The organism is Pseudomonas sp. CF161, assembly GCF_000416215.1.
In the GTDB taxonomy this organism is placed as follows: Bacteria; Pseudomonadota; Gammaproteobacteria; order Pseudomonadales; family Pseudomonadaceae; genus Aquipseudomonas.
Window position 1 is genome coordinate 161624 of sequence record NZ_ATLP01000030.1, and the last position, 12481, is coordinate 174104.

The following is a 12481-nucleotide window of genomic DNA, read 5'->3' on the forward strand; positions in this document are numbered from 1 at the left end:
TTATTCCTGAGCGAGGGCGCCTTTGGGCTGATCGAACCAGCGGCGTTTCAGCCAGAGGGCCACGCCAACCAGGGAGATCAGCACCGGCACTTCCACCAGTGGGCCAATCACCGTGGCGAAGGCCACCGGTGAGGCGAGGCCGAAAGTCGCGATTGCCACGGCTATGGCCAGCTCAAAGTTGTTGCTGGCAGCGGTAAAGGCCAGCGCGGTAGTGCGTGGATAGTCAGCGCGGAGCAGCTTGCCCATCCAAAAGCTGATGAAGAACATCACCACGAAGTAGATAGTCAGCGGGATAGCGATACGCAGTACATCCAGCGGAAGCTGCAACACCATGTCGCCCTTGAGGCTGAACATCGCCACGATGGTCAGGAGCAGCGCGACCAGCGTCAGGGGGCTGATGCGCGGAATGAAGCGTTGGCGGTACCAAGTCTCACCTTTGCGGCTGATGAGGATCTTGCGCGTAAGGAAACCAGCCAGGAATGGGATGCCCAGATAGATCAGCACGGACTCGGCGATGCTGACAAAGTTGGTATCAATCACGCTGCCCTGTAGACCGAACAGTGGCGGCAGCAGACCAAGGAAGATCCATGCATACACACTGAAGAACAGGATCTGGAAGATGCTGTTGAAGGCTACCAACCCGGCGACGTATTGATTATTGCCGCCCGCGATCTGATTCCACACCAGCACCATGGCGATACAGCGTGCCAGACCGATAAGAATCAGGCCGGTCATGTACTCAGGCTGATCGGCAAGGAACACGATGGCCAGGACAAACATTAGCACCGGGCCGATCACCCAGTTCTGGATCAGCGACAGCGCGAGAATGCGCTTGTCCTTGAACACCTCGTGGAGCTCTTCGTATTTCACCTTGGCCAGCGGCGGATACATCATCACGATCAGGCCAATGGCAATCGGGATATTGGTCGAACCCACCGAAAGGCTGTTAAGCCAGGCCGGCAGCCCCTCGAACAGATTGCCCAAGCTGACACCAATCGCCATGGCGAGAAAGATCCAGACCGTCAGATAGCGATCCAAAAAAGAAAGACGGCTTTTACTCATCGTCATGGTCTCCAGTGTCAGAGGGTGCCGATCAGGGCCAACTCGGCCTTGAGTTGTTCGGCACTTAACTGCTTGAGCGGTAAAGCCAGGAAGGCTTCGATTCGGGTTCTGATCTGTTCCAGAGTGGCTTCGAAAGCCGCCTCGATCTCTTCTTGAGTCCCTTGATATTCCGAAGGGTCTGCCAAGCCCCAGTGGGCCTTGGTGGCTGGCCCGAAAAACACCGGGCAGGCTTCGCCGGCAGCCTTGTCACACACCGTGATGACGAAGTCAGGCGCCAGGTTCTCGTAGACATCGCTGGACTTGCTATAGAGCCCTGCGGGCGAGATTTCAGCCTTATCCAACGTTTTCAGACTCAGCGGATGCACTTCACCCTTCGGATGGCTGCCGGCGCTGTAGGCGTGCATATCCGTCGGAGCCAAATGATTGAACATGGCTTCACAAAGAATGCTGCGGCAGCTGTTGGCGGTGCACAGAAACAGAATCTTCATCAGGCTATCTCGTAAAGGCCGAGCGCTGCTCGGGCAGGCGTTAACTCAGCAGCAAGCGGCTAGGCGCTGAGGGCGATCACCCATCACGTCGAGGCGTTTGGCGTCGGGACTGAGCCAATGCTGGTTGGCGTCAAGAGTGGTTTTCAATACGGCGATCACCCAGTCCGGCAGACTGGGATGCAGGCGGTAATACACCCATTGACCTTGCCGACGATCCTCTAGCAAACCGCAATTGCGCAGTTGCGCCAGGTGGCGGGAAACCTTCGGCTGGCTCTCATCGAGTGCGCAGGTCAGTTCGCAAACGCACAGCTCTTCCTCACGGGTGATGAGCAACATAAGGCGAATGCGGGTTTCGTCGGCCAGGCATTTGAATACGGTGGTCGGTGTCAGATGGTCAGCCATAGGGGTCTCAACGTTTGTTTTTCACCAACACGAACATCTTGATGCGTTCATGGATTTCGTGAAGGGTGTGACGAAATGCATCATGCTTGGTGCTGGTGACCGGATCTTCAAAGTTCCAGGCCAGCACCTCTCCGGCGCCTGGAAGGGCGTGACATTCCAGAGACGATTTATCGCACAGCGTGATGACGTAATCGAAACGCTCTCCTGCAAACTCATCGATAGACTTGCTGTGCAACCCTTCGGTACTTACACCTAAGTGCTGAAGCGATCCCAAGGTACGGGGATCGATCTCGCTGGGCGCAGTACCTGCACTGAAGGCGTCGAATTGTTCGGAATCAGTGTGCCGCAGCAGAGCTTCAGCCAGTTGCGAGCGAGCAGCGTTAGCCACACAAACAAACAGCACGCGGGTCTTATCGGTCATCGCCAAGTCTCGAATTGGATATGGTTTTACGAATATACGCTTTTCCGAATATCCAGTAAAGCAGTAAGACCAATGACCATGAAATATAGGTAATTTTAAGCCCTAGACGTTCATGAGCCTCAGCTGGATCGCGGCCATTGGCACATCTCCAGCCGCTTAACATCTGATTAATCGTATATCCGCATTCGGTAATTAATCTGTCATCGCGGTGGCTTTAGGCTCTCCCGCACCTCAACCCCAAACAGGAACCTTGCGATGAACAAACCGACCCTGGCTGTTCTCTGCTAAAGGGGCAGTGCATTCTCCAAACGGGACTTTACATGTGCATCAACATGCACATATATTCTCGGCATGAACGTCACCCCTAACCGCTCTCAAGCCATTGAGTCTGCAATTGAGTCTCTCGATGGTGCATTTTTCAAAGCCCTCTGCGAGCCGCCAAGAGTCGCTGTGCTGAAGCGCGTGATGCAATTAGGTCGAGCAGATGTGACCGCGATTGCGGCTGATCTACCCCAGGAGCGTTCGGTGGTATCTCGTCATCTTCAGGTGCTGCTGGACGCCGGGATCGTGCGCGCCACTAAGGTGGGACGTCAGATGTTCTATGAGGTGGACGGCCCAGCCATCGTCAAGCGACTGGAGGACATCCTCCATCACACCAAAAGCATTGCTTCGTTGTGCTGTCCAGGCGGATCTCGCTGATTTTTTCTTACCTTGATATGTGTTTAGGTGCGCACACATGAACGTAATAGATCACCCATTCGATGTTGTCATAATAGGCGCAGGGCAGGCAGGACTGGCCTGTGGCTGGCATTTGAAACAGCAGGGACTCGACTTCCTGATCCTGGATGAGCAGCGGCAACCAGGTGGTAACTGGCATAACTACTACGACAGCCTCGAACTGTTCTCGCCGGCAGCATACTCCTCACTACCGGGGCTGCCGTTTCCTGGAGAACCGGGGCACTACCCCTCCCGCGATGAAGTAGTGCGCTACCTGGAGCAGTACGCCAGCTTCTTCCAGTTACCGATTCTTCCGGGGATACAGGTCATAAAGGTGGATCAGGAAGCTGGGGGGTTCCAGATAGTGGCTGCCAATGGGCAGCGCTTCTTTACCAGGGCGCTGATCGTGGCATCAGGGGCATTCAGTCGTCCCTATACACCGGACATTCCTGGGCTCGAAAGCTTCCAAGGTGTTCGCCTTCACAGTGCCGAGTATCGGAATGTGGAGATGTTCAGTAGAAAACGCATCGTAGTGATTGGAGCGGCGAACTCGGCAGTGCAGATTGCTTACGAGATAGCCAAGGTGGCCGAGGTCACGCTTGCCACGCGCGAGGCGATTCGATTCTTTCCGCAGAAGCTACTCGGCGCGGATTTCCACGCCTGGCTGAAATGGACAGGCCTGGAAAGAACTCGCTGGCTCAATGATCAGAGCACGCCGGTATTGGATGACGGCACTTACAAAAAAGCACTGAAGTCAGGACTATTCAATCAGCGGTCGATGTTCGGGCAAGTAACCCCAACCGGTGTTGTTTGGGCGGATGGTCACCACGAAGCAGTTGATTGCCTAGTCTTCGCCACGGGGTTCCGCCCAAATATTTCCTTTCTTGAAGACCTCGCGGTGACGGAAGATCGAGGGCGATTGATGCAGCGCGATGGACGAGCACTGCACATCCCGGGCCTGTACTTTATGGGGTTACCAAAGCAACGCAATTTCGCCTCAGCAACCCTCAGAGGCGTAGGGCCTGACGCTGAAGTCATCCTTCCACATTTACTACGCCATCTGCGTTCCACAGACCCAGAACAGGTGATAGCCGCGCAGCAATGAGCAACCAAAGCAATGATGCACACCTCCCTTGACCGGATCCTTGCATTGCCAATAGCAGGCCCTGTGAACTCGTTCGATATCTAAGCCACTTTGGCCGCAAAACAGGTCTTTCTATCCTATGCTGAATAGGTTGAATGAAAAGTCGCTTACGAACCAGGCGAGGTCGACTGCATCGCAAGCGTAATGCGGAGGCAGAGATGGCATCGATATCCAGAAGACTCTTCCTGAAAGTGGGAGGCGGGGTTGCTGCAAGCGTGGCGATAGGGCTGCCCGAACTCACACAAGCGGCAACACCAAAGCCAACGGTAGAGGGGCGAGTCAATCTCCCCTACCAAGTGAAGGCGCTCACCAAAGCGCAGCAATTGCAGGTCAACACGCCAGTCCTATTTTCCTATCCCGACGCGGCTTCACCTTGCGCATTGATCAAGATGGGCACTCCCGTTCCGGGTGGCGTCGGCCCGGAACGCGACATTGTCGCGTACAGCACCCTATGCACACACATGGGCTGCCCCGTTGCCTATGACGCAGAGAGGCGATTGTTCAAATGCCCCTGCCATTTCAGCATCTTCGACCCTGAGAATACTGGTCAGATGGTTTCCGGCCAGGCCACCGAGAACTTGCCCAGCGTAGTGCTCGAATACAACCCCAAAGACGATTCGGTACGTGCAGTTGCCGTCGAAGGGTTGATCTACGGGCGTCAGTCCAACCTCCTGTGATAAGGAGATTAAAATGGCAACCAATAAAGATCGTGTGGCACTGCCTCCTGTGGATGCCCAAAAGACCAACCTGACATGCCACTTCTGCATCGTGGGTTGCGGCTATCACGTATACAAATGGCCGGAGAACCAGGAAGGTGGACGGGCTCCTGATGAAAATGCGCTCGGGCTCGACTTCCGCAAACAGTTGCCACCCTTGGCCGTCATCATGACCCCGGCGATGCAGAATACGATCACCGACAAGGACGGCAAGCGCTACAACATCATGATCGTGCCGGATAAACAGTGCGAAGTTAATAAAGGCCTCTCGTCCACACGAGGCGGACAGTTGGCCAAGGTCATGTACAGCCCCGATGGTGTAGGCAAGGAGCGGTTACGCAGTCCACGCGTTTATGTGGCTGACCAGTGGGTAGACACCAGTTGGGATGATGCGCTGGCACTTTATACCGGCGTGACCAAGAAGATTCTTGATAATGACGGGCCAGCCACTCTCGCCTTTGACTGCTTCGATCACGGAGGCGCTGGAGGCGGGTTTGAGAATACCTGGGGCACCGGCAAGTTGATGTTCACGGCGCTGAAAACACCACTGGTGCGTATCCACAACCGCCCTGCCTATAACTCCGAGTGCCACGCTACCCGCGAGATGGGCATTAGCGAACTCAACAACAGCTATGAAGACGCCGAGTTGGCCGACGTCATTGTTGCTATCGGCTGCAACTCATACGAAACCCAAACCAACTACTTCCTGGCCCACTGGCTACCTAACTTGCAGGGCCAGACGGTCGACAAACGTAAACAGCATTTTCCTGGCGAGAGTGTCGTCCCTGCGAAAGTGATCTTTGTTGACCCACGCAGAACGCCCACTATCGCTATAGCCGAACAAGCGGCAGGTAAGGACAACGTGCTTCACCTGGATATCGAGCCGGGAACGGATATCGCCCTGTTCAATGGCCTGTTGACCTACGTGGTCGACCAAAAATGGCATGACCAGGAATTTATCGCGGCCCATACCAAGGGGTTCGATCAAGCACTTCAAGCCAACCGGCTGTCGCTTGAAGAAACGAGCCGTATCACTGGCGTGTCGGCAGATAAACTCAAGCTTGCAGCCGAATGGGCTTACAAACCCAAAGCGTCTGGCCATCGCCCTCACACCATGCATGCCTACGAAAAAGGGATCATCTGGGGGAATGACAACTACCTCATCCAGTCCGCCTTGGTCGACCTGGTGCTGGCGACCAATAACGTCGGACGACGGGGTACAGGTGTGGTGCGGATGGGTGGGCATCAGGAGGGGTACACACGTCCTCCCTATCCTGGCGACACTAAAATCTACGTGGATCAGGAGATCATCAACGGCAAGGGCATGATGTACACGGCATGGGGGGCCAACCCGTTCCAGACCACACTCAATGCCGAGCAGCATCGCACTGTCATTCTGCGACGCGCCAATATTGTCAGAGAAGCCATGGCCAGTGTCCGTGGCGGTTCAACCGCACAGATGGTCGATGCGATTTACGATGCGGTGAAAACCAAAGGCGGGCTTTTCCTTGCCAATATCAACCTCTACCCCACCAAGCTGGCAGAAGCCGCACACGTAATGCTGCCGGCAGTCCATCCGGGTGAGATGAATCTCACATCAATGAATGGGGAGCGCAGGATGCGGCTATCGGAAAAATTCATGGATCCTCCCGGCTCGGCGAAAGCCGACTGCCTGATCGCGGCGGCTATCGCCAATACCCTTCAGCAGATGTATCTCGCAGAAGGAAAACAGGAAATGGCGGCGCGTTTTGCAGGGTTCGATTGGAAAACCGAGGAGGACGCCTTCAATGATGGCTTTCGTATGGTCGGCCAAGCCGGTGCCGGCCCTATCGATAGCCAGGGCGGCAGCACGGGCAATCTTGTCACCTACGAGCGCTTGAGGGCCATGGGGAACAATGGAGTCCAGTTACCCGCCAAAGAATACCGAGATGGCAAACTGATCGGCACAGAAATGCTCTACACCGATTACAAGTTCGACACTCCGGATGGCAAGGCTGAGTTCAAGTCCGCGACGTGGCCAGGGTTGCCGAAGCCGGTGGCAGAGCAGAAAGAGAAATATCAGTTCTGGGTCAACAACGGGCGCATAAACGAAGTGTGGCAAACGCTCTACCACGATCAATACAACGACTTCGTGCAACGGCGTGTGCCGATGGCCTATCTGGAAATTAACCCCGACGATGCACAAGTCTTGGCTATTACATCTGGAGACGTGGTCGAGGTGTTTAACGACTACGGTTCATCCTACGCGCTGGCCTACCTGGAGCCGGATATCAAGCGTAACCAGACGTTTATGCAGTTCGGCCATTTCAACGGCGTGATGGGCGATCTGACCACACCATGGACAGACCGAAACGTAATCCCATATTACAAAGGGACGTGGGCGAGCATTCGCCGCATCGGGAAAGTGGAGGAATTCAAAGAGAAGATCAGCTTCAAGTCGCGGAGGTTTAACGTGTAATCACGCTTGATTAGCAGCTAGCCGGGCGTTTCTTCTCTAGGTCGTCCAGTTAGTCTCCCCTCCCCTCGTGCCTAATTAAACTGCATGAGGGGCGCCACACGCTTGCCGACGCAGCGAGCAAGTGAGATTACGGAGTTGCTACCGCATAAGTGGAAGGCAGCGTTGTCATGAAACGTGCGATGGACGCTCACATGGAGTTCAACTGTGATTCCATACTTTAACGGAGGAGATCAGAAGGATGGCAGCGAGTAATGGAAGCAGGTATGCCGTCGGTATCAGACCTAGTAATTGCCCGCCGATGAATGTCCCTATGATTGATCCCGCTGCCATGACCAGGATGAAGGGCCGTTGAGCGCGGATTATTGAAAAGCTTTGGTCGCGGCTGTATCGCGTGAAACCCACAATCATTGTGGGCAGGCTCACAGCAAGTGAAAGACTGCCGGCGAGCTTGATGTCAGCACCGAATAGAAGAACGATTGTCGGTATTAACAACTCGCCCCCAGCGACCCCCATCAAGGCAGCAACCACTCCGATACCGAAACCGACCACGATCCCGACGATAGCCAGTGTCACGCCATGCAACAGGGCCACCCCAGTAGCACTTGTTTCATGGCCGAAGAGCAAAGCAGCAGCAATCCCTACAAGCAGCACGGCCAAAACGCGGAACAAGGTTTTACTCTTGAGCTTGGTTGCCCACCCCGCTCCAACCCAAGCACCTGCGAGGCTTCCGGCCAGAAGCGTGACAATAATGTCCCATCGCTCAAAGACAGCAGCGTAGGGGACGCTGAATGCACGGAATGGAAGGGCTGTGGCTACCACCACGAGGCTCATGGCCTTGTTGAGGATTATTGCCTCCAACGCCCCGAAGCCAAACAACCCGATGAGTAGTGGCAGCCTGAACTCTGCGCCGCCCAACCCTATCAGCCCACCCAGGGCGCCGATAATAGTGCCGCTACCAAATACAGTTAGTTTGTTTTTCTCTCTGTTTGAGGTCATCGCTCGTCTTTCGTTTCTGCGCGCCAGAAGCTGCTACCTGCCCGCTTAGGCCCAATGAATGACCCCGTCAGCTCTCTAGTCTGCCGACAGGTTGGATGCTGAGAAAGCAGCGAAGGGAAGCTATAGCCAGCGTTAGCAATTGTCCATGGCGTATACAGACGAAACTTGGTTGAGCTTGCCCTACGAGGCTGTTGGGGGCCATGGCTGGTAGCTGAGTCACTGAGAATGGCTCATTAAGCCTGGTCAAGTGCATGCAACTTCGTACACAACTACGAGCAGCAGGTACCCTTCAACACCGGCGCATCTTCGGCAGTCTTAGACGCATCGGTGCAACAACTTGGCTCGCAGCAGTCTGGGTTTGCTGCACGGTCGCAGCACTCAGAATCATCGAGCTGCGTACTGCACACGCCTGTCGCCGGCAAGACCAATTCAACTCGATTGGCCGCATCCCAATCACCGGCCAGCGCCGCTACTACCGAACGCACCTGCTCATAGCCTGTCAGGAGCAGGAAAGTCGGGGCACGGCCATAGCTCTTCATTCCTACGATGAAGATCCCTTCATCAGGGTGAGCCAGCTCGACGGCACCATGTGGGCGAACAGTGCCGCAACTATGCTCATTCGGATCAATCAGCGGAGCAAGATGAATGGGGCTCTGGGTCGCCGAATCCAGCGCCAAACGCAGTTCGGAAAGCAAATCCAATTTAGGTCGGAAGCCCGTTGCAACCACGACCTCATCCACCACGGGGAGAGCTTGACCGCCCGCCTCAACAACGATGCCATCGTCAGTTGCAACAACCCTGTCGATGGCGATGTTGGTGAATAGCTCAATGGCCCCATCGTTCAACAGCTGGCGAATCCTCTGCCCCAGTTTCCCCCGCTCCTCAAGTTTGTCGTTTGCCCCTCCGCCCAATATGCGATCCAAAGAGGAGCCGCGAATCACCCAGAAAATCTTCGTGCCAGGCTCCTGGAGGGCAAGCCGGGCCAAGTCTTGCAAGACGTTGAACGCAGAGTGCCCACTGCCTATCACCATGACACGCCGATTTGCATAGCGTTGGCGTTCACTATGAAGCACTTCGGGAATGCCATAGGCGATACGTTCAGCCAAATCCTTCTCGCCCAACGCAGGAATACCATGTGCTCCCATCCAATTTGGCGAGCGGAAGGTGCCGGATGCATCTATGACGGCACTGGCGAGCACATCCTTTTCGCCCTCTGGAGTCCTGACCCGTAGCAGAAATGATGCGGCTGCACGGCTCTTCGTCTTCATGACGTCCTGGCCGAACCGAGTCACCGCCAGGACTTCGGTGTTCAGGCATAGATACCTATTCACGGATGGCAGTGCTGCAAGTGGATATACGTAGTCATCCAGCAGCTCACGTCCGGTGGGATAAACGTCCTCAGCGGGCGCTTCCCATCCTTGGGCCGTGAGCAACGAGGCAGCCTGCTTATCGATGTTGAACCTCCATGGAGAGAACATCCGCACGTGTGCCCAGTTTTCGATGCTTGCCCCGGCACTGGGCCCTGCGTCGAAGATCATGGGAGTCAGCCCTCTCGCGATGAGGTGGCAGGCAGCAGCCAACCCCACGGGGCCGGCGCCGATGATGGCGATAGGAAGTTTACTGTCCATGACTGACTCCTCGCTTTAGTGCGGCTGATTAGCAGGGATTAGATGCTCGACGATCACACAATCAAGCCACCGATCTTCAAGGCATGCATGTTTTTCGTACACGCCCACCTCCCGAAACCCACACGAACGGCACAACGCCAAACTGGCCGCATTAAAGGTAAAGATGCGCGACAGCACTTTCCAAAACCCTCGGGCTTGGGCCTCATCCAGTAGCGCTTGAAGCAAGACTTTTCCTAGCCCCTGGCCTCGAACACTCCGATCCAGATAGATCGAAAAATCTGCGATACCGTCGTAGCAGGCGCGAGAACGATAGCTACTCAATCCTGCCCACGCGACCACTTCATCCGCATCGTTGACCATAACCAGGGTCGGATAGCGCTCCATCTGTGAGATGCGCTCAAGCATGTCATTTGGATTACGCTGCGCTGTCTCGAATGTAGAGCTTCTCTCTTCAATACCCTGGTTGTAGATGCCAGCTATCGACACAGCGTCCCCGACTTCAGCAAATCGAATATGCATGCTTATCCATCCAGTTGGTAGTAACAACATTTCTAATAAAAAAGGGGCTTCGGCCTCATTTTACGTCGGGCACTGACGGGCAGCAGCCACTGACCAGACCACAACGAATCTCAGTCGCTCGAGTGATTTGTTTCAGCAAGCTCAACGCGCCTTGCCGCACTTCGGGTGACAACTGTTCGATCATTGCCCGCTCTTCAGCGATCAGGTCAGCGCGGATCTTTTGGTAAAGCTCATGACCGGATTCAGTAACCTCAACCTGCACTGCGCGACGATCCTCGCTATCTTCCACCCGCGACACATAGCCTTTGCGTTCAAGCGTATCGACCACCCGGCTCGCGGTGCTTTTATCTAGAAACATCTCTTCTGCCAGCGCTTGCAGGCGGAGTCGGCCCATTTTGACCAGAGTCTCGATGGCATAGCATTGCGTGACCGAAACGTCGTAGCAGCAGATGCGATCCCGGTCGCGGAACTGATACACCCGGACGAGCTGGTTCAAGGCTTCGTATAGATCTTCGGAATCCTGAGTCAGCTGGTCTTTTTTTCGCTTTGCCATGATCATCACAAATTAGTTGTTAGGTGCAACGATAATCTTGGTTTCAGGAAACGGTCAACCACTTCTTTTGGTTGACGATGCTGTATAGGCCTAGCTAATTTGTTGCATCTAACAACTAAATAGGCTCGCACCTTGTGAGTTATCCAATCAGCAGACAGGGCACAGTCAATCGAGTTGGGCTGGTTTGGGCGATGGGCATCGCACAGATACTCGCGTGGAGTACAACGTATTATTTGCCCGCAGTCCTCGCGACGCCGATTGCACGAGAGACTGGATGGTCGATTACCAGCACCGTGGCCGGACTTTCATGGGGTTTGTTGGTTGCAGGGGCTTGTTCCCCCTTGGTCGGGAGGCAGATAGATCGGCATGGGGGTCGTCCCGTCCTGGCAACCAGTTCGATATTGATGGCACTGGGGCTGCTGCTGATGGGTATGGCTGGCAACCTGGTCATCTACTACTTGGCTTGGACATTCATTGGTGCCGCCATGGCTGCCGGCCTGTATGACGCCGCATTCTCAACTCTTGGACGTCTATTTGGGGACAGCGCGCGCACTTCGATGACCGGCCTCACTTTGCTGGGAGGGTTCGCCAGCACTTTGGGCTGGCCACTGATCGCCGGCCTGGAACATCAGATTGGCTGGAGATATAGCTGCGTCACGTTAGCCGCAGCTCACCTGGTCATAGGATTACCGATTCATCTCTTGTTGATACCAAAGAGTGAGAGCATTCCTAACACTGCGGCAGTTCCCACACACGCCTCTTCCGTCGCCACTGCCCATCACACAAAATCAGGCAATCGCCTCTTTCTGCTGTTGGCAGCGCTACTGACACTTCAGTCGCTGGTGATCTCGTCAATCTCTGTCCATCTGCTTGATGTGCTGAAGCTGCTCGGCATCGCTACAGCCACCGCACTGGCCATCGGCATGATGATAGGGCCATCTCAAGTCGTAGCCCGGCTTGCAGAGTTCTCCCTTGGGCGAAACTTGCATCCGACCACATCCGCCAAGGTCGCTATATTGCTAAGCGGGATAGGAATCGCGCTGCTGATACCGGCTATTCCATGGCTGGCATTCATTGCGATGGCGCTATACGGCGCTGGAAATGGGATTCTGACCATTGCACGAGGGACACTACCATTGGCTCTTTTTGGGCAAGATGGCTACGGTGCCCGCATGGGCTTATTGGCCCGTCCAATGCTGGTCGCACAGGCCGTAGGCCCTGTGGCAGCTGCTGTGATTCTGGACAACTTCGGCTCAACGGCTTTGCTTGTTGTGATGTGCACTCTAGCGACGGCAAGCCTCATCGCCAGCGATGGCCTTCCGTCAAAGTAAACTGACGTTTGAGTGGAATGAGAGCCTATGTCCACCGTGGGTCGAC

At 55.1% G+C, this 12481-nt stretch carries 13 protein-coding genes; 5 read left to right on the top strand and 8 right to left on the bottom strand.

All coding sequences use genetic code 11. From position 1 onward, the window contains the following. The 4 genes from arsB to CF161_RS01335 are packed head-to-tail and all read right to left on the bottom strand — an operon-like array spanning nucleotide 1 to nucleotide 2373. Nucleotides 1-1062, bottom strand: coding sequence for an ACR3 family arsenite efflux transporter (gene arsB / locus CF161_RS01320; protein WP_020294738.1), 1062 nt, complete (start codon nucleotides 1060-1062; stop codon nucleotides 1-3). 17 nt (nucleotides 1063-1079) lie between these two features. Continuing rightward, nucleotides 1080-1550: an arsenate reductase ArsC gene (locus CF161_RS01325; RefSeq protein WP_020294739.1), complete on the bottom strand. Its 471-nt coding sequence runs from the start codon at nucleotides 1548-1550 to the stop codon at nucleotides 1080-1082. 45 nt (nucleotides 1551-1595) lie between these two features. Continuing rightward, nucleotides 1596-1952, bottom strand: coding sequence for a metalloregulator ArsR/SmtB family transcription factor (locus CF161_RS01330; RefSeq protein ID WP_020294740.1), 357 nt, complete (start codon nucleotides 1950-1952; stop codon nucleotides 1596-1598). A 7-nt stretch (nucleotides 1953-1959) separates the two neighbouring features. Then, nucleotides 1960-2373 (bottom strand): arsenate reductase ArsC, encoded by a 414-nt coding sequence (locus tag CF161_RS01335; RefSeq protein WP_043228327.1) that lies wholly within the window; start codon nucleotides 2371-2373, stop codon nucleotides 1960-1962. A 351-nt stretch (nucleotides 2374-2724) separates the two neighbouring features. Between CF161_RS01335 and CF161_RS31905 the strand changes: the two genes are divergently transcribed. From CF161_RS31905 to CF161_RS01350, 4 genes are all read left to right on the top strand, one after another. Beyond that, nucleotides 2725-3072 carry a helix-turn-helix transcriptional regulator gene (locus tag CF161_RS31905; RefSeq protein WP_084471594.1) on the top strand — a complete coding sequence of 116 codons (348 nt, stop codon included), beginning with the start codon at nucleotides 2725-2727 and terminating at the stop codon, nucleotides 3070-3072. 37 nt (nucleotides 3073-3109) lie between these two features. Further along, nucleotides 3110-4195 (top strand): NAD(P)/FAD-dependent oxidoreductase, encoded by a 1086-nt coding sequence (locus CF161_RS01340; protein ID WP_020294744.1) that lies wholly within the window; start codon nucleotides 3110-3112, stop codon nucleotides 4193-4195. 197 nt (nucleotides 4196-4392) lie between these two features. After that, the gene (locus CF161_RS01345; RefSeq protein ID WP_020294745.1) at nucleotides 4393-4911 is read left to right on the top strand and encodes an arsenate reductase (azurin) small subunit; all 519 of its coding nucleotides are present in this window, start codon (nucleotides 4393-4395) and stop codon (nucleotides 4909-4911) included. Nucleotides 4912-4924: 13 nt separating this feature from the next. After that, the gene (locus CF161_RS01350; protein WP_020294746.1) at nucleotides 4925-7408 is read left to right on the top strand and encodes an arsenate reductase (azurin) large subunit; all 2484 of its coding nucleotides are present in this window, start codon (nucleotides 4925-4927) and stop codon (nucleotides 7406-7408) included. A 198-nt stretch (nucleotides 7409-7606) separates the two neighbouring features. On the opposite strand, the gene CF161_RS01355 is transcribed toward CF161_RS01350, so the two are convergent. The 4 genes from CF161_RS01355 to CF161_RS01370 all read right to left on the bottom strand — a co-directional run bounded on the left by CF161_RS01355 (nucleotide 7607) and on the right by CF161_RS01370 (nucleotide 11104). Further along, complete coding sequence (locus CF161_RS01355) at nucleotides 7607-8431, bottom strand: sulfite exporter TauE/SafE family protein (protein ID WP_371106493.1); 825 nt, start codon at nucleotides 8429-8431, stop codon at nucleotides 7607-7609. A gap of 242 nt (nucleotides 8432-8673) precedes the next feature. Continuing rightward, nucleotides 8674-10032, bottom strand: coding sequence for an FAD-dependent oxidoreductase (locus CF161_RS01360; protein WP_020294748.1), 1359 nt, complete (start codon nucleotides 10030-10032; stop codon nucleotides 8674-8676). A gap of 15 nt (nucleotides 10033-10047) precedes the next feature. Continuing rightward, entirely contained in the window at nucleotides 10048-10551 is a 504-nt protein-coding gene (locus tag CF161_RS01365; protein ID WP_020294749.1) for an arsinothricin resistance N-acetyltransferase ArsN1 family A, read from the bottom strand. Nucleotides 10552-10606: 55 nt separating this feature from the next. Then, entirely contained in the window at nucleotides 10607-11104 is a 498-nt protein-coding gene (locus CF161_RS01370; RefSeq protein WP_043228387.1) for a MarR family winged helix-turn-helix transcriptional regulator, read from the bottom strand. Nucleotides 11105-11295: 191 nt separating this feature from the next. Between CF161_RS01370 and CF161_RS01375 the strand changes: the two genes are divergently transcribed. Continuing rightward, on the top strand, nucleotides 11296-12435 hold the full coding sequence (locus CF161_RS01375) for an MFS transporter (protein WP_084471596.1): 1140 nt from the start codon (nucleotides 11296-11298) through the stop codon (nucleotides 12433-12435). Nucleotides 12436-12481 lie beyond the last annotated feature (46 nt).

Excerpts from the sequence above, each read along its gene's own strand:
- arsB (WP_020294738.1), bottom strand. The coding sequence starts at position 1,062 with ATGAGTAAAAGCCGTCTTTCTTTTTTGGATCGCTATCTGACGGTCTGG.
- CF161_RS01325 (WP_020294739.1), bottom strand. The coding sequence starts at position 1,550 with ATGAAGATTCTGTTTCTGTGCACCGCCAACAGCTGCCGCAGCATTCTT.
- CF161_RS01330 (WP_020294740.1), bottom strand. The coding sequence starts at position 1,952 with ATGGCTGACCATCTGACACCGACCACCGTATTCAAATGCCTGGCCGAC.
- CF161_RS01335 (WP_043228327.1), bottom strand. The coding sequence starts at position 2,373 with ATGACCGATAAGACCCGCGTGCTGTTTGTTTGTGTGGCTAACGCTGCT.
- CF161_RS31905 (WP_084471594.1), top strand. The coding sequence starts at position 2,725 with ATGAACGTCACCCCTAACCGCTCTCAAGCCATTGAGTCTGCAATTGAG.
- CF161_RS01340 (WP_020294744.1), top strand. The coding sequence starts at position 3,110 with ATGAACGTAATAGATCACCCATTCGATGTTGTCATAATAGGCGCAGGG.
- CF161_RS01345 (WP_020294745.1), top strand. The coding sequence starts at position 4,393 with ATGGCATCGATATCCAGAAGACTCTTCCTGAAAGTGGGAGGCGGGGTT.
- CF161_RS01350 (WP_020294746.1), top strand. The coding sequence starts at position 4,925 with ATGGCAACCAATAAAGATCGTGTGGCACTGCCTCCTGTGGATGCCCAA.
- CF161_RS01360 (WP_020294748.1), bottom strand. The coding sequence starts at position 10,032 with ATGGACAGTAAACTTCCTATCGCCATCATCGGCGCCGGCCCCGTGGGG.
- CF161_RS01365 (WP_020294749.1), bottom strand. The coding sequence starts at position 10,551 with ATGCATATTCGATTTGCTGAAGTCGGGGACGCTGTGTCGATAGCTGGC.
- CF161_RS01370 (WP_043228387.1), bottom strand. The coding sequence starts at position 11,104 with ATGGCAAAGCGAAAAAAAGACCAGCTGACTCAGGATTCCGAAGATCTA.
- CF161_RS01375 (WP_084471596.1), top strand. The coding sequence starts at position 11,296 with ATGGGCATCGCACAGATACTCGCGTGGAGTACAACGTATTATTTGCCC.